Origin of the sequence: Paenibacillus terrigena DSM 21567 (assembly GCF_000374845.1) — a bacterium.
Classification (GTDB): domain Bacteria; phylum Bacillota; class Bacilli; order Paenibacillales; family Paenibacillaceae; genus Paenibacillus_K; species Paenibacillus_K terrigena.
The window spans coordinates 52853-75820 of the sequence record NZ_KB895428.1 but is presented as its reverse complement, the minus strand read 5'-3'; the positions used below and the strand labels follow the sequence as shown (position 1 = coordinate 75820).

The 22968-nt window shown below is 43.4% G+C and carries 20 protein-coding genes and 1 pseudogene; 17 read left to right on the top strand and 4 right to left on the bottom strand.

The window, feature by feature from the left end:
- The first annotated feature begins 53 nt into the window (after positions 1 to 53).
- From C558_RS0127100 to C558_RS35045, 3 genes are all read left to right on the top strand, one after another.
- Entirely contained in the window at positions 54 to 461 is a 408-nt protein-coding gene (locus C558_RS0127100; RefSeq protein WP_018757704.1) for a hypothetical protein, read from the top strand.
- A 255-nt stretch (positions 462 to 716) separates the two neighbouring features.
- Complete coding sequence (locus C558_RS0127095; protein WP_018759441.1) at positions 717 to 1565, top strand: copper amine oxidase N-terminal domain-containing protein; 849 nt, start codon at positions 717 to 719, stop codon at positions 1563 to 1565.
- Positions 1566 to 1581: 16 nt separating this feature from the next.
- On the top strand, positions 1582 to 1710 hold the full coding sequence (locus C558_RS35045; RefSeq protein WP_018759440.1) for a hypothetical protein: 129 nt from the start codon (positions 1582 to 1584) through the stop codon (positions 1708 to 1710).
- 126 nt (positions 1711 to 1836) lie between these two features.
- On the opposite strand, the gene C558_RS0127085 is transcribed toward C558_RS35045, so the two are convergent.
- Both C558_RS0127085 and C558_RS33445 read right to left on the bottom strand, forming a co-directional pair.
- On the bottom strand, positions 1837 to 2298 hold the full coding sequence (locus C558_RS0127085; protein ID WP_018759439.1) for a hypothetical protein: 462 nt from the start codon (positions 2296 to 2298) through the stop codon (positions 1837 to 1839).
- Between the two features lie 3 nt (positions 2299 to 2301).
- A pseudogene (locus C558_RS33445) lies at positions 2302 to 2505 on the bottom strand (IS1595 family transposase); the annotation flags it as partial.
- A 134-nt stretch (positions 2506 to 2639) separates the two neighbouring features.
- Between C558_RS33445 and C558_RS0127080 the strand changes: the two are divergent.
- Positions 2640 to 2975, top strand: a complete 336-nt coding sequence (locus tag C558_RS0127080) for a VOC family protein (RefSeq protein WP_018759438.1) — start codon at positions 2640 to 2642, stop codon at positions 2973 to 2975.
- Between the two features lie 259 nt (positions 2976 to 3234).
- On the opposite strand, the gene C558_RS0127075 is transcribed toward C558_RS0127080, so the two are convergent.
- A complete protein-coding gene (locus tag C558_RS0127075) occupies positions 3235 to 4215 on the bottom strand; it encodes an aminoglycoside phosphotransferase family protein (protein ID WP_281167150.1) in 981 nt (326 codons plus the stop codon).
- Positions 4216 to 4549: 334 nt separating this feature from the next.
- Between C558_RS0127075 and C558_RS0127070 the strand changes: the two genes are divergently transcribed.
- On the top strand, positions 4550 to 5800 hold the full coding sequence (locus tag C558_RS0127070; protein ID WP_018759436.1) for an MFS transporter: 1251 nt from the start codon (positions 4550 to 4552) through the stop codon (positions 5798 to 5800).
- Positions 5801 to 5902: 102 nt separating this feature from the next.
- Here the strand turns inward: C558_RS0127070 and C558_RS0127065 are convergent, their stop codons facing one another.
- Positions 5903 to 6592 (bottom strand): Crp/Fnr family transcriptional regulator, encoded by a 690-nt coding sequence (locus tag C558_RS0127065; RefSeq protein ID WP_018759435.1) that lies wholly within the window; start codon positions 6590 to 6592, stop codon positions 5903 to 5905.
- A gap of 78 nt (positions 6593 to 6670) precedes the next feature.
- On the opposite strand from C558_RS0127065, the gene C558_RS0127060 reads away from it, so the two are divergent.
- From C558_RS0127060 to C558_RS0127005, 12 genes are all read left to right on the top strand, one after another.
- Positions 6671 to 7423 carry an HAD-IIB family hydrolase gene (locus C558_RS0127060; RefSeq protein ID WP_018759434.1) on the top strand — a complete coding sequence of 251 codons (753 nt, stop codon included), beginning with the start codon at positions 6671 to 6673 and terminating at the stop codon, positions 7421 to 7423.
- 35 nt (positions 7424 to 7458) lie between these two features.
- Positions 7459 to 8151 carry a M24 family metallopeptidase gene (locus C558_RS0127055; protein ID WP_018759433.1) on the top strand — a complete coding sequence of 231 codons (693 nt, stop codon included), beginning with the start codon at positions 7459 to 7461 and terminating at the stop codon, positions 8149 to 8151.
- Positions 8152 to 8238: 87 nt separating this feature from the next.
- On the top strand, positions 8239 to 9012 hold the full coding sequence (locus C558_RS0127050) for a class I SAM-dependent DNA methyltransferase (RefSeq protein ID WP_018759432.1): 774 nt from the start codon (positions 8239 to 8241) through the stop codon (positions 9010 to 9012).
- 201 nt (positions 9013 to 9213) lie between these two features.
- On the top strand, positions 9214 to 9648 hold the full coding sequence (locus C558_RS0127045) for a VOC family protein (protein WP_018759431.1): 435 nt from the start codon (positions 9214 to 9216) through the stop codon (positions 9646 to 9648).
- Between the two features lie 225 nt (positions 9649 to 9873).
- Positions 9874 to 10635 (top strand): phytanoyl-CoA dioxygenase family protein, encoded by a 762-nt coding sequence (locus C558_RS0127040; protein WP_051106935.1) that lies wholly within the window; start codon positions 9874 to 9876, stop codon positions 10633 to 10635.
- Positions 10629 to 11642, top strand: coding sequence for a LacI family DNA-binding transcriptional regulator (locus C558_RS32000; RefSeq protein ID WP_169445432.1), 1014 nt, complete (start codon positions 10629 to 10631; stop codon positions 11640 to 11642). Before C558_RS0127040 ends, C558_RS32000 begins: the two co-directional genes overlap by 7 nt.
- Before the next feature lie 57 nt (positions 11643 to 11699).
- The gene (locus C558_RS0127030; RefSeq protein WP_018759428.1) at positions 11700 to 14030 is read left to right on the top strand and encodes a helix-turn-helix domain-containing protein; all 2331 of its coding nucleotides are present in this window, start codon (positions 11700 to 11702) and stop codon (positions 14028 to 14030) included.
- Positions 14031 to 14288: 258 nt separating this feature from the next.
- Positions 14289 to 15209: an ABC transporter permease gene (locus C558_RS0127025; protein WP_018759427.1), complete on the top strand. Its 921-nt coding sequence runs from the start codon at positions 14289 to 14291 to the stop codon at positions 15207 to 15209.
- Between the two features lie 3 nt (positions 15210 to 15212).
- Positions 15213 to 16109, top strand: coding sequence for a carbohydrate ABC transporter permease (locus C558_RS0127020; protein WP_018759426.1), 897 nt, complete (start codon positions 15213 to 15215; stop codon positions 16107 to 16109).
- Between the two features lie 84 nt (positions 16110 to 16193).
- On the top strand, positions 16194 to 17798 hold the full coding sequence (locus tag C558_RS0127015; protein WP_245583887.1) for an extracellular solute-binding protein: 1605 nt from the start codon (positions 16194 to 16196) through the stop codon (positions 17796 to 17798).
- 82 nt (positions 17799 to 17880) lie between these two features.
- The gene (locus tag C558_RS0127010) at positions 17881 to 21207 is read left to right on the top strand and encodes a sugar-binding protein (protein WP_018759424.1); all 3327 of its coding nucleotides are present in this window, start codon (positions 17881 to 17883) and stop codon (positions 21205 to 21207) included.
- Complete coding sequence (locus C558_RS0127005; protein WP_018759423.1) at positions 21204 to 22949, top strand: hypothetical protein; 1746 nt, start codon at positions 21204 to 21206, stop codon at positions 22947 to 22949. The genes C558_RS0127010 and C558_RS0127005 overlap by 4 nt, the downstream gene beginning before the upstream one ends.
- The last annotated feature ends 19 nt before the right edge of the window (positions 22950 to 22968 follow it).

Genomic DNA, 22968 nt, shown 5'->3' with positions numbered 1-22968 from the left:
ACGTTATAGGAAATCGGCATATTATTTTATAAAAAATATAGTGAGGTTCATCAATGAAGAAAAGAGTGATAGTGAAACTATTAACATCTTTAATTTCAAGTATTATTATGGCCATTGGCTGCGCTCTTATCTTTTTTGGATATGAGGATTTTTGGTCCATTAGTCTATTTTGTTCAGTAATTTTTGTGATTATCTATTCAGTGATCGGAGTTCCAGTATCAATCTTAATTGATATGTATTTCTCAAGGATAAAAATGATAAGTAAGTTCAAGAGAACACTATTATTGGCCTTCTTATATGTTTTCAGTGGAGTAGTATCAACAATTATTTTCTATGCAATATCTAGAAGAGAACGCTATAGTAGACTTTTTGAAAAAGAGATGATCATGTTTTATGAAATTGGAATTGTAGGGTCATTGTTATTTTTAATTGTTGAAAGAGTAATTAGAAGAATACGTTAGTATCCCAATAAGATGCCGACATCCTATAACACTGTGTTCACGCTTCGTGCCGGGCATTCGCCGTCCCTCGGGATTAAACTAACGGGACACGTTAGTTCAATACAGACTCTTGAAGGCAGCCGGCTTTTTGTGTCGGCTGCCTTTACTTAACTAACGGGCTGTATCGTGCAACAAATTTTATCCAGTTGCGTCTTCTTAATATGGGGAAAATGTTACTGTTTTCCAAATTTTTTTATAAAAAAGGAGCTATCATTAGTGAAAAAAGCATTCTTTGTTGTATTCCTTTCAATCTTTCTGTTTATTTCATCGTCGACTACTTATGCAGCAGCAATTCATATCAAAATTGACGGTGTTGCTATTACATCCGATGTGAAGCCCGAAAATAAGAACAAACGTATAATGGTACCTCTACGTGTTATTAGTGAAAATTTGGGAGCTAGCGTTGAATGGTCCGATTCCAAGGTTATTCTCGCTAAAAGCGGTATGAAAGTAATATTAAAACTGAACAGTAGTACAGCGGAGAAGAACGGTAAAAAGATGCTACTTGATGTAAAACCATACATGAAAAACAATCGAATATTTGTTCCACTTCGTTTTATTGCAGAGACGTTTGGATCCAATATCAATTACAGCAACTTTGTAGTGACTGTCGATACTAAACCATTGTTCATAGATGATGTACAAGTAAAAGCATTGCAAGAAGAATACCATATGACTATGGGCGGCGTAGTACAGCAAGTTTATGGTAATGCATATAACGAAGCGATTTATAATATTTTTGTAGAAAACAAAGGTGAAAAGGTTGAAACACCTGAAAACTACTCTTGGAGCCTAACCATTGACACACTTGGGTCTTATTATAAAAATGCACAATATGATTTTCTAGGCCAAAAAGGGAACAGCTTAGTTCGTTTTGATATTTATTCTTTAATTCGTACTTTTCCATCTGAACTGTTATCAGGATACCCAGAGATTTTACTTCATGACGTATCTAAAGATGAGTGGTATTTGTTTAGCGATACCGCAAGACAATCCATAAATCGGTTAATTGATACCGCTACAAAGAACGGTTTTCAGACGACTATAAGTAATACCGTTGTATAAGGAGAATTGAACGAACATGGACAAAGAGAAAAAGATTCTTAGAAAAGCGGAGATGGTATTTGAAACAACCGATGTCATAACGGTGTATGTGTACAAAATCACTCCTGAGGAGAAAGAGAAGCTCGATCGTGTGGCAGAGGGTTAAGGAGATCCGGCAGCAACAGCAACCGAAGGACGGCTAAGGAAGAACTACCCATAAAAGAAAGGCTGTGTTAAACAATATTGTTGATTTAAGCCCAAAATAAATGGGCGTTTAATTACGCCCACTCGCTTAATTACTATATTTGTTAATCCAGTCCTTTTGCCAATCTTGAAAGGACTTAAGTTGAAGTTCTTCCAACGTTTTACCTTCTAAAGACCAATACCCACCGACTGATGTATCGCCGTGTGGATACGAAGTCCCTCCGATGGGTTGACCATTAACTTCATAAACATAAACATCAACATTTTCTTGAGTGAGCGGATGATTCTTGACGATAAACTTTTCAATGTTTATTGTCTTGCCAAAATACATGGATGGGTCAACAAGTTGCAATCCCCAATAAATCATATAAGGTAGTGATACGATTTTCTGTTTTGTCAGTTCGTAACTCTCAGCACGCCCTTCATAAGAAATTACCTGAAAGCCCTTATTCTCAAGATAGCTTTTCGAAACGGATTGTTCTTTCGGTATTTCGTTATTTGTGCAACCAATTAATAATACGAACAACAGAATTGGAATCAAATACTTCAAATATCACACCCACATTCTAATCGAAGAATTTGTGTTCATTGTCCTAAACAAACATGATGTGACCAACATATGTTTCTTAATTGCCTTGGTATTCTCATAATCCTTATTATCTATAAAACGGAACCAAGCCAAGTAATGTTGCAAATACTTCGTTGCAACGCCGTTGAAGCGGTCAATCCAGCGTTTTAAGCGACTACACAGGTTATTATCTTCAATGGCATTACTTCTTGGAAAGTTGAGCTAACGGAATCGTGGAACAAAATAGAAGGATTTTGTGCTTAGCCTATAGAATGTTTTTAATGGGTAAAAATTCCAAACACCAATAGAAAGAAGGAATGAAAGTGGGAAAGGTTGTTGGTTTTGAGTTAAATAGTCAGGATGCAGAAAAAGCATCGAAATTTTATTCTACTGTTTTTGGCTGGGAAGTTGGTGAAAGCCAATGGGGCTATCGTGAAGTAACTACTGGAGGCATTTCAGGCGGAATCGCCCAAGGACCAAATGACTACCCTCATGGAACTCGTATACAAATTGAAGTTAATTCAATTGACGAAGTCATTGCTAAGGCTAAGGACTATGGTGCGTTGATTGTACGAGAGAAAATGGAGTTCGATGATTTCTTTCTTGCATACTTGGTTGACCCAACGGGACTTGGTCTTGGACTTATTCAAAAAAAATAAATTTTCATTAAGCCAATGTTTAACTACCCGAAAACGTTAGCCTTAATAAATAGTGGCAGTCTAAGACTTTGCATTCATATTACAAAAGCGCCCTTGAGATGGGCGCTTTTGTGTTATGTAACGTTGTTTATGTATTGTGAATGTGTTTCCAGCCTCCGACAAGCCTGGCGACCGTTTTCATAAGACCAGCCATCATTTGCGGTCCACCACCGGCAGCCTTATTGAAGTAGCTGGCAAGTGACAACGCGGTGCGGCCTGGTTATCCGCCTCCATATTTAGTGAGATACTGCGGATACGAGTGAAGATGGACGGCCCTGGCCTTGCGCTGGGCCTCCTCCCGATGCTCCGGCACCTGCTCCGCCTCGACATAATCGGCCAGCACGTCGATCACGTCGTCGAGCAGCTTCGCCCGAAAATACAGTTCCAACCGCTCGACGGCCGCAGCCCCTGCACCTGCCAGCACCTTATCCCTCCATATCGGCCATGACGGATCATGCGTTAGTGGCCAAAGCAGTACCGAGTAGTCCATTGCCGCATCGCCCTGACCGGACAGGTCGTCCCAGTCGATGATCCGGAAGCCGTCCCTGCTACATGTCAGTACGTTGTTACCGTTCAGGTCGTTATGAACAACATCGCCAGCAGGAAGTAGAAATGCAGGTGACTGCCGGACTGTTTCCCTTAGCCTCCCGATCTCCTCCCCGAACCACGAAATCGTCTCATCTGACACGAAATCCCTGAGCAGCTCTCGCGACCCGCGGATTCCTTCGAGATCATCCGAAAACCGAGAAATGTACTCGTCCTCGAATGCCTCCGCATAAGTGCGCGTCTCCACCATAGGCAGCATACGACGAAGACGATCGTCGCGATGGAGCCTCGCGATGTTCTCCATGACACCCGTCAGCGCGGCCTCGGGATTCCGCGCTTCCGTAAGCGGGGTTGCATCCTCGATATATTCGAAAACAAGGCCGTACGGATACCCCGGCACGATCTCGCGGTCAATCGTATGGATCAACCTGGGCGCGGTGTAATGCTCGGCAAGAATATCGCTGACGCCCGCCCACTGACGCAGCCGCGCCGCTTTGCTAGGTGGAGCCAACTTGACATGAAGCCGTGTGCGGCCGTCCGTCAAACGGATAGACAAGTTGCCGAAGCCTCCGGGGTTATATATATATGACGCCCTGATCTTATTCGGACATATGCCAATCACATCGGTGTTCGCTGATGCCCACTCTGCAATCATTCGTTCTGCTAGTCGTACATCCATATCTACAGTTCTGCCTCCTCGCCATATTCCAGTCTATACCGGATATTTTAGCATGGAACAGATCATTAGCGTAGGTAAAGAAATGTTATAAATCGAATTGCTTTATACATATATAGCTGTCGGAATGACTGGCAGTCAGAGGAATCCCGAAGAACATGTGGAAAATGGTTAATTTTGGGATAATAACGCCGTAATATCAGTCTTAAGTCGGAGGTGAACGATGATGAGATCGGTATAATTAGGAAATGAGAGGAGAGTCATACCATGATTCAAGATGAGCATCTTTATAGAAAAATGGAGGTTGAAAAGATTGAATAGGCACGAAAAAAGCACCAATGCACCAAGCCTTCTTAACAATCGGTTTCTGCAGACGATATTATTATCAAACGTGCTCCTGCAGATCGGCATTTGGGTACGTAATTTCGCTATCCTTCTGTACGTTGCCGATAGAACAAACAATGATCCATACGCCATTTCGCTAATCAGCGTAGCAGAATTCGCACCAATTTTTGTTTTTTCGTTCATCGGAGGTACATTTGCCGACCGTTGGCGGCCAAAGCGAACGATGATCTGGTGCGATTTATTATCCGCGGTATCGGTATTCGCAGTACTTCTGACCATACATTTCGGTTCGTGGCACTCCGTCTACCTTGTCGCATTCATCTCAGCTATTCTTTCGCAGTTCTCGCAGCCTTCAAGTATGCGATTGTTTAAGTACCATGTGCCTGAAGAACAGCTTCAGCAAGGGATGGCTCTATTCCAATCTCTGATGGCCATCTTTATGGTCCTTGGCCCTATGCTTGGTACTTTCATTTACAGCACATTTGGGCTTGAAACATCGATCGCTATCATGGGCGTGGTTTTTCTGCTATCCGCTCTCGTCCTTATTCGCCTGCCTGAGGATAATATGGAATCTCAAACGGTTGCTGCAAAAGGGCAGTTCCGTAAAGATTTCATTGAAGGCTTCCGCTATGTTTGGCAAAGCCAAGTGCTGCGTATGCTCGGACTCGCGTTTATTCTCGCGGGACTCGCTGTTGGCGTAGCCCAAGCGCTCAACCTGTTCATCGTAACGGAGCGGCTGGGCAGGAGCGAGGAGTTCCTGCAATACCTGCTGATGGTGAATGGCGCAGCCATGCTGATCGGTGGCGGGATCGTAGCCGTCTTTGCGAAGCGGGTTCCGCCGCAGTTACTTCTTGCAATAGGCATGCTGGCAGGCGCGGTCTGCACAGTCATTGTCGGGTATTCGACGAGCGTTCCGGTCACGCTGATCGTTCAATTTCTGAATGGGCTTGTTTTCCCATGTATTCATATCGGGATCAGCACGATGATTCTGAAATGGTCCAATGCTTCCATTGTAGGACGGGTGAATGGGGTTCTGAATCCGATGTTCGTTGGCATGATGGTCGTTTCGATGTCTTTCGCTGGCGCGTTAAAGGACGCCATTTCGCTGAGTACGATCTATAGCGGAGCAGGATTATTATTTCTTATTGGAGCATTAGTCATGGTGCCGATCATGAACCAAAAAGCGCCGGATCATGCACTTAGTGCGCAAGAGTTATAATGTCACGATATATATAAGGTTTTAATGTAGAAGAGCCGGCCATGTAAAAAGTAGTCGATTCTTCTACATTCTTCGTGGTTAACTTCCAGCAACAGTCATCCTTTATTCATATCGCAGACCATTGGAGATCTCGTCTAAAAGTTCCCAATCCAACACGATTAATTTTTTCTTTTCTTTTTTTAGTATTTTCATATCAGTTAACTTCTGAATAACACGGTTTAAATGGCGAGGAGTCGTGCCAATTAGGGAAGCAATCTCAGGAAAATACGGTGTGAGAATTTCTTTTCCAAACGGTTGTTGGTTGCGAGTTGTTAATAAATAGCTTGCAAATCGTTCATCAACCGAGGCCAATAAATTGATTCTTGATGCAGTCGTACATGTTTGGAGCTTATAAGAGAGATGTTTCAGAAGCTCATTCAAAAACTTGTGATCCTGCATGAGCTCTGTTTCAACGGTATGTTTGTTAATGAACAGGAAAGACGTTTGTTCTACGGCTTCTACCTGTGACTGTATAACAACCTTTTGTATGAATTCAATATCACCAAAGACAGCTAATGGGTGGCAAAAGCGTAAAAGTAAAGATTTCCCCGTTTCCACACTAGATGATACCTTCGTTCGACCTTCCACTTGGAAATAGAGCCCATCTAGTGTATCTCCTCCTTTCAATACGACCTCATCGCACGCATAAACACGAAGTTGAAAGGGAAGAGATTCTGGTTTGGATAAGATTTGATCCAATTTATATTGGGACATATAATGTTGTATCATAGCCTGTTCTTGAATGTATTTCATCGTACTCTCCTTTTTGGGACATCTGTCCTTTTCATTATAAAGGAAACTGCTAAGATAAAAAATGAGGAGGACGATACGATGAAATTAGTATTTGATTTAGATGGAACGATTTGCTTTAGAGGCAAGCCATTAAGTGGATCTATGGTACAAGTATTAGACACCGCTGTGAAAAAAGGGCACGAAATCATTTTTGCCTCAGCAAGACCAATTCGTGATTTATTGCCTGTTTTGCCGCCTCATATGCAGCGTTATTCCATGGTTGGTGGAAATGGCGCATTTGTTGCAATAGCTGGAAATATCGTTTCTACAATTCATTTCGACCAATGGATCGCTGATACGATCATCAGTTTAATAACAGAGTACGAGGCAGACTATTTAATTGATAGTCAGTGGGATTATGCTTATTCAGGTAGTAATGAGCATCCGATTCGACGTAATGTGGACCCTGAGCAGCGAGCGAAGAATATACATTTACATGAGCTGAATGAGATTGTAAAAGTGGTTATTCTATACAGCCATCATAAAGATCAATTGCTAGAGGAACTTCATAAACTACCGATCGTTACCTATATCCATGGTGATGAAGGGATTATTGATATTAGCCCTACAGGTGTTGATAAATGGGTGGGGCTACAGAGAATTGGTGTTGAGCCACAGCAATTTATTGCATTTGGTAACGATGCAAATGATGTGTCCATGTTCAAGCATGCTCACCGTTCCATTTGTGTTGGAGAGCATGAATGTCTTTTACAATTGGCGACAGATCAGGTTAGTAATATAGAAGATCAAGTAGTAGAAAAAATAATGAAACTATTGGAAGAGATACACTAAACACAATTCAAATACATAATGAGGAGAGAAGTATAATGGATTCGTTTTTGGAAAAGCGGCAATTGTCATTACGAGAAGCTGAACGGAAAGCGGAAGAACTATTCAAAACCATCGAAGAAAAAGGTATTTTGCGAAAAGGCGTAACCGAAAAGCAGATCAATCGTGAGATCTATGATCTAGCATTCCAGATGTATGGCATTAAGAAGTACTGGCACAAACGTATTGTTCGAGCTGGGAAAAATACGTTGTATCCTTATCAAGAGAATCCTCCTGATTTAACGGTTCGTGAAGATGATATTATTTTTCTTGATTTTGGTCCGATCTTTGATGACTGGGAAGCTGATTTTGGCAGGACATTTGTGCTAGGTGAAGATCCAATCAAGTTAAAGCTTTGTAATGATATCGCCCTAGCTTGGGCGGAGGGTAAGCAATATTTTGAATCTCATCCTAACATGACGGGGAGCGAGCTATTCTCTTTCGTCTCTGCACTTGCCAGAAAATATGGTTGGGAATATGGAGGACCGCACGCGGGACATCTTATTGGTGAATTTCCTCACGAACAAATTCAAGGAGAAGAAGTGGAGAATTACATTCATCCCGACAACCATATACCCATGAATGCGTCTGATCAAAACGGGTGCCCTCGAGACTGGATTCTGGAGATCCATTTCGTTGATAGGGAACTCGAAATCGGGGGATTCATGGAACAGTTACTTACGGTCGATTAGAAGTCCAAATGTGTAATTACTAGAAATAATTCAGAGCTGGTACGTAGGTATGATACGCTAATAAACTAATTCGAGAGGTGATTCGAATTGAATGATTCAGTTTTAAAGTTCTATGATGAACTGGCGGAAGACTATCATCTGATATTTGTGGATTGGAATCAAGCGATTTCATCGCAAGCGGAAGTTCTTGACAGAGTCATTCAATCAAAGCTGCCTGTTGCTACTGCGCATGACATTTCACTATTGGATTGTTCGTGCGGCATTGGTACACAAGCAATCGGATTGGCGAAATACGGGTATAACGTAAGTGCGACTGACATAAGTCCTGTTTCCGTTAAAAGAGCAGAAAAAGAAGCAGTAACTCACGGTGTTAATATAAACTTTGGCGTGTCAGATTTTCGCTCGTTGGATAAAGATGTGTTGGGTTTATTTGATATCGTCCTGTCGGCGGATAATGCTATACCGCATCTCCTGACAGATGGAGATTTAACTAAAGCTTTTCAGAATATCCAGGCAAAGCTTAATCCGAATGGCTTGCTTATCGTTACGATAAGAGACTACGATGCATTGGTACAAGAAAAGCTAACAATCACACAGCCGCGTGTTTTCGACGAGGGTAAACGGATCGTTTTTCAAGTGTGGGATTGGGCGGATGACGGTAAAACCTATACGATAAACCATTATATTATGCAGGAAGTTAACGGGAAATGGGAAACAAAACATAATAAAACGGAGTACAGGGCACTGTTGCGGGAAGATATTAATAAAGTGTTAGGTGAAACTGGTTTTACGGATATCGAGTGGCATCTCCCCGCGTATACAGGCTATTACCAACCTATTGTGACAGCTCGGAAAATGTAGGACTCTATCTGCTTCGTCTGTGCTTACATAACATCATCGAGAAAAGCTTGTAAAATCGAGCTTTTCTTTTTTTATACAGGAACATTTGTGTCAATGAAAAAGTAATAATTGAAGAAAATCAGCAACACTGACATACATGTGTCAGTAATGATTACTTATTATATTAACAAAACCAATAATAATCTAAGGGGGAATATGAGTATGAGCACAAAACAAACATTACGTGGATTTGCGACCATCAGTTACTGGGCGGATGATATGGAGGCGGCAAAGGCGTGGTACGCGGACCTGCTGGGCAGTGCACCTTACTTCGAACGCTCAGGACCAGATGGTCAACTCGTCTATGCCGAGTTTCGCCTAGGAGACTACCAGCACGAACTGGGTCTGATCGATCGCCGGTTTGCGCCTGCACGCGCATCGGCTACCCCCGGTGGTGCTATCATGTACTGGCATGTTGATGATATAGAAGCCACACTTAACAAATTGAAGGCCATGGGAGCTGAAGAGTACGAACCGCTCGTACACCGTGGGGAGGGATTCATCACGGCTTCCGTTACGGATCCATTTGGCAACGTTCTGGGTATTATGTACAATTCTCATTATTTGGAGATGCTACAGTCCAGAATTCAGGGGTGACTGCTTCACCTTTTTTAAAGATTATACTTTAGGCCTACACGAGCATAAATTGTGACTCTTGTAGGCTTTTTTTTGTTTTCAGTCTAATATGTTGACAGGACAAGTATTGGCAAAATATAGTAATTTTAAATCAAATTTACACGAGTAAATTTTTCTGAAAATCATTTGAATCAGGAGGTATGCAAATTGACAACGATTAAAAAGTTCAATTCTGAATTCATCCAGATGTTTAATGACGAAGGTTATCTATTGCTGAAGGGTGTATTGAGTGAAGAGAAGGTAAGACGGTTAAATGCTGCTATAGACGGAATATTGGATGACGAGCCAGAATCACTTTCTTACAATATTTATAACAGTGTAGAACGTCATGACGAAATTGCCTCATTAATCGATGAACCTTCGGTGCTGCCTCTTATCGTTCAATTGCTCGGATATAATATTCAATTGCATATCTCTCACCTGACCGTTCGGAAGCCTAATCCTGGGGATGTTCAGACACCGACGAATAGCTTCATTAACTGGCATCAAGACGGACCGCATCCTCAGTTTCCAATGATCGGAGGTCTTACAGCGACCTACTATATTAAAGTCTGCTATATCCTGAGCGATATGTCTGAACCGAACCGTGGCAATACGAAGATTATCCCGAGCTCGCATAATCGTGTGTACCAACCTGAATCGGACAATGTGAGGGAAACACTGTCGGATGAAATTCAGATTTGCGGAGATCCAGGAGATGTATTTATTTTTCCACAGAACTTATGGCATTCGGGTGCACCGAACCATTCAACAGAAACCAGACGTCAATTATTTCTCGGATATAGCCCCATTTGGATGCGTCCCATAGATTACAAGGTTGCTTCAGAACGTTTGCTGAAGGATGCGAGCCCTATTCGTAAGCAGCTGCTAGGTAACATTAGTGATAATCCGTTTAACTATTATGTACCTGACGACTCGATGGTGCCATTGAAAGAATGGTCATGGTAACAAGACAGGAAGTAGCAGATCGTGCCGGTGTATCCGTAGCCGTTGTCTCTTATGTGCTCAATGGTCGTAAAATCGTGAAGGAAGAAACCAAGCGCAGGGTACAAGAAGCGATTCGAGAGTTGGGCTATCGCCCAAACCAGACAGCACGGAGCCTGAAGACGAAGAAATCACAGCAAATTGCCGTGCTGATTCATTATATCGGCAATCCGTTCGAGGCAGGCTTGTTGCTTCACATCGAAGCGACTGCCAAGCTGCATGGATATTTCGTATTCGTGCAGACGTATGATCCGAACCGAGAAGAAGAGTTGCGAGGTTTGCTCATGGGCCGGGTAGACGGGGTTCTGCTGCTAGGCCCATGCTTTAGCCAAGAGACATTCGAGTATTTCAATTCGCTCGAGATCCCCATAGTATCAGTTATGCAGCCTTTAACCTGGGGGGAAAGGAACAATGTTCCTTATGTTGACATGGAATGGCTGCCTGTGATGAGGAACCTTATTTCTCATTTACGACAGCAAGGGCATGAACGAATCGCCTTTATGTCTCAGGGGGGACAAAACCTTCATTACGCCGTTCGATATCACGCTTTTTGCGAAGTGATGCGGCTTGAAGGGCTAGATACTGATGCAACTGTATCCAGATATCTGGATGGCTCAGGTCGATTCGAACAGGCGCAAGAGGTGCTTGGTCGATTACTTGACGGCGTAGAGGGAGTCCATACAGACTTCACGGCTATCGTATGCGCCAACGATTTAATGGCTGCAGGATGTCTAGCCGCATGTCGTGAACGAAATATCCGGGTACCTCAAGAGTTAGCCATTGCAGGCTGCGAGAATATCTTGATGTCATCGCAATGTTCACCACCGCTAACCGTTATTGACTATCCCCGTCAGCTAGCAGGAGAAGCGGCGATGAAGATGCTGCTTGACCGTATGAATGGCATCGAAGCAGATCCAATTCTCCTTTCAGGTAACCTTATCGTCAGAGGATCAACCCATTTGAATGAATGAAAGGGGAATACTAGCATATCTATTAAATAGATGCTTGATACTGACGGAGGTATACAGATGATGAAGTTCAGCCTATCGACGAAAGTGATGTTGATCTATGGGACCGTTTTCTTAGTGATCATCACGCTGACCTTCGGGTTATCTTACACAGGAACGGTAGGTAAGCTAGAGAATGATTTGAATGATACGAACCTTGCTTTATTGAAACAAGTAGACCAAAAAATTGAAGTGACTTTTCGTCAGACAGAGAAAGATCTGCTAACACTAATGAATGATCTCGAGTTCGTTTATTTTATGTACGATAGTTATAGGGATGATGGCCAAAAATATAGCAATTTTTATGGATTAAACACAAAGTTGAGAGATTTCATTAATACGAATCCCCAGTTCTCATCAATTTTTGTATATTCAGCGGTAAGCGGCCACTTGTTGACAGATAAAGCTTATATAAAGGATACACCTTTGATTCATAATTGGTTGGGCGATTATTTGGATATGCCCGTTTATTTGAAATGGTTAACGACACATCAGATCTCAGACGGTAACGCGAACAAAGACGTCATTACGTTGGTGAGACCCTATCCGACGATCAGTAGTCCCGAGTATCGCAAGGGAATGGTAGCTGTCAACATCAATGAAAAGGTCATCTACGATATGGTGAATGCGGTATACGAAGATCGTAAAATTGGCCATCTATTTATTATCGATAGCGATGGGAATATTGTAACCCACGATGATAAGACGCAAATCTACCGTAATATCAAAGAACTTCCTCATCTCAAAAGCGTACTTTCTAGGAAAGGCAGCGGCACCTATACCGGTGAGCTCGATGGTGTTCGTCAATCAATATTCTACCGTGACTCCAATTATACAGGTTGGAAATTGATCAGTATTATGCCGGAGTCACAAATCTATGAGCCGCTCAGGGTGACACGCAATCTGCTGATTGTACTAGCTGTAAGTATGATTTTTCTTGTACTGATCGTACTCTTCTACGTGAGTCGCTGGACCTTTAAACCGCTTCATCAATTGATTGGTAAAATATCGGGAACCTATCATTTCACCCATGCACAGGAACGTAAGGATACAGGACTTACCTATCTAGAAAGCGTATTTGATCAGCTATTGCTGGATCGGGAACATCTTGAGCAACACGTCAGGGACTCGAAACCGGTTATGAAGTGGAGAGTTATGATGGACATGCTTCTCGGCTATCGAACGGATTATTGGGCCGTCCTACACCATTTGGAGTTCGTAGGTGTTCATTTATTTCCAGAAAGATATCTTGTCTGTACGGCAGAGATCAGCAAAGAGGGGATGGACTTAAGAACGCCGGATGAAACGCTATACACGTATGTATTCTGTAATGTAGCAGAGGAATTGATCAATAGTGAGAACGCAGGCATGGCGATTGATGTAGGAGGAGGACGTGCAGCTGTCATCTTTAGTTTTGCTGAAGGGAATGCGGAGCAGAATCATATGCGTGCGCTTGCGATCATGGAGCTAATCCTCGATAAGATGAAGAAGCAATTCAATCTGGTCGTGACGGTCGGCGTAGGTCGTGGTTATCGTGAGATGAAGGATATTCCCAAGTCGTATGACGAATCACAAAAGGCACTTCATTACAAAATCGTATTCGGTCCACACGCTGTCATCTCGATTGAAGACCTGCAGCCCCTGGATAGTCAAGATTATTATCGACTCCTCCGTATGGTGGATCGCATTACGGATGCACTGAAACTTACCGATTCGGTGAAGTTAGAAGCGTATGTACAAGAAACTTTTCGTGAGGCCATGGATCGAAATGTATCCCCTGATCTGATACGTCAGCTTTCTTTTGACCTCATCGTCAAGTCGGTGCAGTCTGTTAGTTCCACTGGGATCGACCTGAATGAATCCATGAGCCAACTGGAGAGCATGTATGAGCGAATCAACCGTAGCGGTAACTTGAAAGAGATGGAAAGATTCGTCTTCCTATTTCTGGAGGAGATGTCTTCCAAAATCAAAGCCAAGCGAAGCCAAAGAGGCAGTAACGATACCATTGAACGCATCCTCATCTATATCGGAGACCATTTCCAAGAGAATGATCTTTCTTTGGACAGGCTTGCTCAAGAATTCCATTTGAGTTCGACCTATATTAGTAAACAATTTAAGGAATACACGGAAAGCAACTTTATTGATTATCTCATTGGAATACGAATGAATGCTTCCCAGCAACACTTAGCGGAGACGGATATGAAAGTGAACGAGATTGCTGAAGCCGTTGGGTACCAGAATACGCGCAGCTTCATTCGGATATTTAAAAAGTATACAGGGACGACCCCATTAGAGTACCGCACCCAATTACAGATGGAGAATTCGAATGAATTGAGTCTTGAATGCGATTGAACTTATAAGACATGTATAGGACATAATCCTTTTTCATGTGAGGGATTAACTTGTACATGTTTTTTGATTTCTTAGGATCATGACGGATAAACCGCGTCATTATAGGGTTTTTCAGACCATATCACAAAAATTGAACCCAGTATAAGAATGGTGACTGTCCATTTTGCAAGAATAGTGATCGTGTTCAGAACGTGTCTATTTCCAATCATTCGATCTCACGGTAGGATCGATTTAGCCACAAAAGAAAGGATGAACCAGATGGAGGATCAACGTTCCACTTTCCGTCATCGATTCTTACGCGATCGACACTTGTACTTGATGCTGCTGCCTGTGATCTTGTTTTATCTCATATTCAAATATGCTCCAATGATCGGCGAGGTGATCGCGTTTAAAGATTATCGCTTGGGAGATGGAATATTCGGGAGCAAATGGGTGGGATTCAAACATTTCGAAAGCTTATTTGGAAGTATTGATTTCTGGCGAGTTCTACGGAATACGTTGGTACTGAATGTATATAGTCTTGTCTTCGGCTTTCCGGTACCGATTGTATTAGCTCTTCTACTTCATGAAGTTCGTAAAGAATGGTACAAGAGGACCGTACAGAACTTGCTGTATTTACCCCATTTTATCTCTTGGGTCGTCTTGGGAGGCATTTTCATCGCGCTCCTGTCGCCGAGTACGGGTGTTGTTAATACGATCCTTGAGCATGTATTCGGTATGGAACCAATTTACTTCATGGCAGATTCCAGATGGTGGCCTGTTGCGTACACGTTATCTGGGATTTGGCGTGAAGCCGGCTGGGGTACCATTCTCTATTTAGCAGCGATGGCTTCGATTGATCCTCAGCTCTACGAGGCAGCTAAGATGGATGGAGCGAGTAAGCTCCGCCAGATTTGGCATATTACGCTTCCAGGAATTCGTAGCACGGTTGCCATCCTTCTTGTTCTACGCATGGGCAGTATGCTCGATGTCGGATTAGAGCAGACACTCATCTTGCAAAATCAGTCCGTTTTGGATGTGGCCGATGTAATCAGTACCTACGTCTATCGAGTCGGTCTGCAAAATATGAATTATAGCTATACGACCGCATTAGGCTTGTTCCAATCCCTAATTAGCTTAATTCTGGTTGTCGGTGTCAATCGGTTAACCCGAGCGTTCGGGGAAAGGGGGCTCTGGTAACCCATGAGCATTCGGAATAACATCCAATCTGTTTGGTCTCGCGTAGGGACAACTGCTAATTATACCATGCTGGGTATCTTTTCACTCGCAGCCTTATATCCGTTGTGGTATGTCATCGTGTCTTCATTGAGCAGTAGTAGGGCGATAACGGCAGGTGAAGTATCTTTGTGGCCCGTTGAGTTTAACACACGAGCATATCTACGATTATTTGATGATGGTCAACTCTTCGTCTCGATGGGGAATACGATCGTCGTAACCCTTGTAGGGACGCTGTTGAATATGGTATTAACGACATTAGCAGCTTATCCGCTATCCAGAAAAAGGCTTAAAGGTCGTAATTACCTGCTTATGTTTATCATATTCACCATGTTGTTCACATCAGGTGTCATCCCCAATTTTATACTCGTGAAATCACTTGGACTCATGAATTCTTATTGGTCCTTATGGTTGCCGGCACTCCTCAGTACCTATAATATGTTCGTCATGAAAAGTTTTATGGAAGGTTTACCCGAAGAAATAGAGGAATCAGCTGCGATCGATGGAGCTGGAGACTGGCGGATTCTGTTTCAGATTATTTTGCCTTTATGTAAACCCATTATGGCTGCGCTTTCCTTGTTCTATGCCGTAAGTTGGTGGAATTCCTATTTCAACGTGTTGCTATATATTACGAAGAGTAGCCTGCAGACATTAACCCTTAAGCTCTATCAGATGATTCTGCAAGTGAATCAGAGTCTTTTGAATAGTGGCTCTGGAAGTGAAGGAGTCGATCAAGTCATGCTAACACCGGAAGGGATCAAAGCCGCGGCAATCGTGATTGCGGTTACTCCGATTCTCATTGTGTATCCGATTTTGCAGAAGCATTTTGTCAAAGGTGTGTTAATCGGTTCTGTGAAAGGATGATATCATCGGAACCTAGGTTCCTGATATATTTCGTAAGGACTACGACTTGAAAAGGGGATGAGAAGATTGAGAATGTCGAAGCGTATGTGGAAATCGGTTCTAGTGGTGAGTTTATGTGTCATGGTGTTGGCAGCTTGTAGTAGTAATACCACATCAGTGAAACCTTCGGAATCACCTGAAAAAACGACTCCCGCAGCTACAACGGTAGATACGAAGTCAACAGAAACGAAGAAAGAAATCAGTATTTCAGCCTTTGATCGAGGGAGTGTGCCTACGGAAGAAGGAAGCTATGAGAGTAATCGTTGGACCAAATGGATCAATGAGAATTCACCTGCTACCGTGAAATGGATTCCGGTTGACCGAGGGCAAGCACAACAGAAACTAAGCACACTTATTGCATCCGGAAGCGCACCCGATCTGATCTGGGAATACGATCGGAATTATATCGCTCAATTGGCAAATCAGGGTGCGATCCAGCCCATTGATAGTTATATCGAACAATATAGTACGACCTTGAAGAAATATTTAGAGGAGCACCCTCAGTTAAAATCAGCGATGACGATTAATGGGAAAATGTATGCGGTTACAAGTGAACGAAGTATTGAATCGATTGCCAATAATGGCATGTGGATTCGGCAGGATTGGCTGGATAAGCTGCAATTGAAAGCACCAACAACGGTGGAAGAATTGATCGAGGTAGCTAAGAAGTTCAAAGACGAAGATCCGGATGGCAATGGTCAAAAGGATACGGTACCTATCGTATTTAACGGTAACGCGGTCCAAATTATGCGTGCGTTTTTCTTCACGAATGAGAACCAATGGTACTTGGAAGATGGCCAAATGAAATACGGCAGAACGTTAGATCGTTTTACGGATTCACTTGCATTCCAGAAATCTTTATTTGACCAAGGACTGATTGATAAAGAGTATATCACGGATAGTAACTTCCAACGTGCACGTCAACTATGGACGACGGGGAAGGCAGGGATCTATTTCGGGAATTGGAGTATGGATAATGAAATGCGTGATCTTAAGGCGAATGTTCCTGACGCCAAGTTCACTCCGCTAGAGTCTGTAGCCAGTAAAAATGGCAAAAATGGTCTATATCAAGAATTACCTTCCAACGTGTTGGTAGCATTCAATAGCAACATGGATAAGGATCGAATTGAAACGGCAGTTAAATTCCTGGATTGGATGTTGGAAAAGGGCTGGATGTCTATGAAGTTCGGTGAGGAGAATGTCCATTATAAGCTGGTGGATGGTAAAGTTCCGCAAAGGCTGGATTCAGACAAATATCGTCAGGAAGTAGCCTACGCTAACGAATATGCTATTCTGAGTCAATGGAATACCAAGCCAGAATGGATTCCCATCATGGCGGCACAAGATGCGCTCTCCCAAGAAATCGCTCTTGCTAAATCTAAGGCTTTAGAAGTAGCGCTTAAGAATGAATATCGCAGAGATATCGCGTTTAGCCCAGATCTTCCTGAAGTGAGTCAGCTTATTGCTACGTTTGCCCCGATTGCAACACAAATTGAAGTTAAGGTCGTGACAGGCGGAAATGCATTAAGTCCTGAAGAAGGAATGAAGCAGGTTCGCGAGGAATGGAAACGCCTTGGTGGTGAGAATGTAGAGAAGCTAGCGCAAGAATGGTATGAGAAAAATAAAGAATTCTTACAATTAAAAAAGTAATCTTAAGCGAGGATGGATTCTAAGGATTAGGCTGGGATCCATCCTCCAGTACAAGACTTCTTATACCAAAGGAGTGATATACATGGTCAGATGGAAGCCTATCCTTGCCAGTTCAACGGTGTTTATTCTCCTATTTTCCTTAACCTTTGCCTCTTTCCAAGTGAGATCCCCCGAATCCACAACTTATGCAGATGATAATTCCCCTGAATTGACAGTAGGTGATTTCGAAAGTACTGACGAAGCTTGGGATTTCTTAATAGGTAGCGGGGGTGCGCTTGGCAACGGTGAATTCAGTCTTGATTCTGCGAACTTTCACACGGGGAGTTCCTCTGGGAAGCTGCTGCTAGATTTCAGCAGCAAATCAACGTATACGAACAGCTATGTCTCTTTAGAGAAATACTTATTTAAACGTGTCCTACCTACGAACGCGCTGGAACTTAGCTTTTGGGTGAAGACAGCGGATATGGCGAAGTTCGATCTGATCTTGGTCGACAATTCGAATCAGAACCATCAACAAACGATCCAATTAGAGCAGACAACGGAATGGCAGAAAGTGACCGTAAGCTCCTTTACATCAGGGATCAATTATACGAAGTGGGGCGGGAGCAACGATGGCGTCTGGCATGGCCCGTTAAAGAAAATGTATTTCAAACTAACCAAAGCATCCATGAAATCAGGCAAAACGATGGGGGCGATCTTGCTAGATGATATCCGTGTAAAGGTCGAACCTGCCGATCTGGCGATTGCCCAGGTTCAAGTCGGAAATGTCTTTGCAGGCAACAGGACTGCAGCTTTTGACATCCTCACAACAGGTGATGTTGTGAGGTGGAGTACGACGAATGCTTGGGGAGACCCAGTCTCTTCAGGTACGGTTCCTGTAACCGCAAGCCAACAGCGCCTTAACCTTCCGATGCATGCAGACGGTTATTATCGATTGAAGATTGATGCGTATCAAGCAGGGACGTTATTTAAGACGATCGAAACGACATTTGCGATGGTTCCCGAATTCGATCTATCTGGTGTGATGGAGTCACCATTTGGCATTCAAACGCATTACGGAATCAATTGGAATAAAGAATCCATTCCCCTTCTGAAATATGCCGGTACCAAAAATGTACGGGATTCCTTCTACTGGTCGGAAATCGAGGTCAATCAAGGACAATACACGTATAATCCGAAGTTCACGCTACCGATGCAATCTTTTAAAACGTTCAACATTGAGCCTTTCCTCACCTTCGCGTTCAGCAATAAATATTACGATGAAGGCAAAACCCCTTATACAGATGAGGCGCATTCCGCATATGCGAACTATGTAAAGGCCATGCTTGGGAAGTTCGGTAATCAGCTGAGATCAGTAGAAATGTGGAATGAGTTCAACTTGCCTTTTTTCGGTGGAAATGGTCCTGCAGCCTCAAGAGCGGATATCTACTTCAATCTGCTGAAGAAAGGGTATGAAGCATCGAAATCGATTCGTCCAGATCTGAACGTCGTTGGAGGAGCTACAGCAGGAATTCCAGCAGATTGGTTGAAAGACGTATTTGATCTCGGTGGTCTGAATTATATGGATTCGCTTTCTGTCCATCCCTACCGCTATCCGCAAACACCCGAAGGGTTGATCGAAGAGATTGACAGCTTGAATCAGCTTGTGCGAGATCATAATAACGGGAAGACCATCCCTCTGTGGTTCTCGGAGGTTGGTTGGCCAACGCATTTGAACCCAACGGGTGTGGATGAAAATACACAGGCTGCATATTTGATCCGTACCTATGTTCTGAGTATCGCTGCTGGTGTAGAGAAAGTATTTTGGTACAACTTGATGGATAGTGGAACGGATAAGCTTAACAATGAACATAATTTCGGAATCATCCACAATACGGGTGATGCATTGGGATCCTATACCCCTAAACCGGCCTATGTTGCACTTGCTACACTTACTAGACAGCTATCGGATGCGAATGCTGTTAGTCAAGATGTAACGGATGGACTCTATCACTATGAATTTGAAAAAAATAACGATCGCATTCATGTCTTATGGTCCTTGGACAAAAAAGATGTCACCTTGAATACACTAGTTCCGCTTACGGTGACGGATATGATGGGGAGGAAGACCACCTATACACCGGTACAGGGGAAAATATACCTAACATTGACGGGAGAGCCCCTGTTTGTTCAAGGAGACATGGGCAGCATTATTCAAAGCAGTCCGTTATCCCTGACTAGCACGTTCTCATTTGCGAATGACCCCGTGACGGTTACGCTGCATGTCAATGACCTCGGGCAAGAAGGAGAACTTACCGCTCAGGTGAATTTTCAAGGTGTAACGAAAGAAATTTCTATCCATGCACCCGGAGATTACAGCGCTCAGTTTCCGGGTGTTGAACAGATTGGCAGTAAAATGGCGACCGCAACGGTTCGATCCACGAATGGAGTGTTCGCAGGGTTATCTGGTACCACACAGATTCAACAGGCCGAGAAAGTATCTTCGAAGCATGTGGTGAAGAATGGTGCTGATGTGATGGAAATAACGTTTGTGAATGAACGACCTACAAAACGTCATTTGAAACGGATCGATTGGAGCATTGGGTCATCTACGGGTTCTAAAGCTTATAACGCTGTTATCCCTGGTAATACCGTCCATACAATCGACTTCCCGTTGTCGGGTATTACAGAGGGAACACTGCAATCCTATCAATTTAAGCTGTATATGAAAGATGGGGCGGTATTGCAAAGTGATGGGAGTGTCAAGATTGTTCCGCCTGAATCAAGAGTTCCACTGGTATTTCGAACGGTTCGCTCTTTAGATGATTTACAGGATGTGGCGGGAATTGATCTCATCACAGACGTTCATTCGAGAATAGGCTCCTATAACGGTCCCGAGGATCTCAGTGGCACAGTGTGGGCTACGTATGATAATGATCATCTATACATGACAGCGAGTGTACATGACGATGTGTATTCACAGACGAAGCAAGGTGGAGAAATCTGGTCAGGGGATAGCATTCAGTTCGCTGTATCTGCTGGGATGCCGGGAGAGAATTTGCAGTGGTATGAGTATGGCATGGCATTGACATCGCAAGGACCCGAGCTCTATCGGTGGATGGCCCCGCAGGGCGTTGAGCCGGGATCTATTGTGAATCCTAACCTGCAAGTAACGAGAGACGAGGCGGCAAAGAATACGATATACCAGCTAGCTCTCCCATGGAGTGACTTGGCGCCAATTGTTCCGAGTGATGGGATCCTGAGTCTGTCGATTGTCGTCAATGATAACGATGGAAATGGTCGTAAAGGGTATGTGGAGTGGGGGAGTGGTATTGGTGCAAGTAAGCAGTCCTCGTTATTCAAACCCATCCAATTACAGAATGCGAATAGCATTTATCCTTGTATAGCGAAGGAGAAGAGTCAAAAATGAGCCTGTATAGACACTCTATCGATCATAAAGAGTTTTTATTGCGAAAAGTCATTTCACAAGAAAAGGACTACGATCCACTGGTTCATATGCTGTTTCGGCCCTTGCACACGCCAGGATATCATACGACATTAACCTCCGATAACTATCCTCTCGTTCATCCGACACATCCATCGTTGTTATATGCCGTGGGTTTGTTAAATACGGGATCTCCTGAATATGTGCAGAGGGCTTGTGATATCATTCAGAGCGTTCTTACGCTGCAAGATCGTGACCCAGACCGAGATACCTACGGCATATGGCCTTGGTTCTATGAAGAGCCACTTACACAAATGTCTCCACCTGACTGGAACTGGGCTGACTTTTGTGGGAAAGAGCTTGTGCTTGCAGCCTTGCTTCACGGTCATCGGTTGCCTGAAGCCCTGAGAGAGCAGATCCGTGAAGGAATAAGCTGTGCATGTGATGCCATCATAAGACGGGATATGGGACCTCATTATACGAATATTTCGATTATGGGGGCATTTGTGACATTGATCGCGGGAGAACTGTATAGTAGGCAGGACTATGGGGATTATGCATTACAGCGATTAGAAAAGTTGAAGCAATATACAGAACGTCTAAGGACCTTCCAGGAATTTAACAGTCCTCATTATTCCGTCATCGCTATCGTAGAGTTGTCCAAAATCTATACGTATTCTATGAACCCACGGGCTAAGGAAATTGCGAATGACCTGTTAGACATCGGTTGGCACATGGTAGCAGAGCATTATCACCCTAACTCCCAGCAATGGGCCGGTCCGCATAGCCGTAGTTATAGTACACTTCTGAATAATAAAATAAAATCATTCTTACAAATCGCTACGGATAATAGATTGTTCTTCTTCTCCAATGACGACCTTGAATATGATGCGGAGTGGTATGGCAGTGGTTGCCGATGTCCGGATGCTTACTTGAATCTGTTCATGAGCAGAGCATATACGAAGGTACTTGAGCAGCCCTACTATCGTAATGAAGATACGGGATTTGTGAAATGGGCGAAAACGAGGATGACACCGCGTTATACGATCGGGTTTTTCAAAAATGAAATCATGTGGAATCAAACACGAGGACTCGTCGCTTATTTCGAGAATAACGGGGCAGCTACGTATTTGCAGATGCGCTGCTTACATGATGGTTATGATTATTGTTCGGGGGTACTCAGCGTTGCGGAGGAAGAGGGCCATCTTCTACTTGGTGTACGATTTTTGACGAATGGTGGAGATACACATCCGGGGTTGGATCGTATTGAGGGTCGAATAGAGGCATCGGATTTCCGGTTTCGGATGGAATTCGGAGGTTGTTTAGATGGGGTGCGCATCGTAGCGGAAGGGGCTACAGCAGAAATCGAGATCAACGGATTACCATTACGAGTTGATAACGTATATGCTGCTTTCGACGAACTTCTGGCTATGGATAGCGGCAGCGAGCAACGAGGCTGGAATTGGGAAGTGACAGCGCTGGAACAACGTATTGGGTTGGATTTCGTTATATATGCAGGTGAGCGAAGAACAATAGACTTCCATGCGTTAAATAGAGCAGCTTTTTTATTCTCATTAGCGATTGGGGAAGTGGTAGAGAATTTGCCAGACATATCGGTCATCGAAGAAGCCGGTTATGTTACAGCACGCGTTGTATCAAGTCATTGGAATCGTTCACCACATGAGATATCTATCGCAGTTAAACCGAATGATATCCATCCCGTCTAATAACAAATTCAGGCATTCA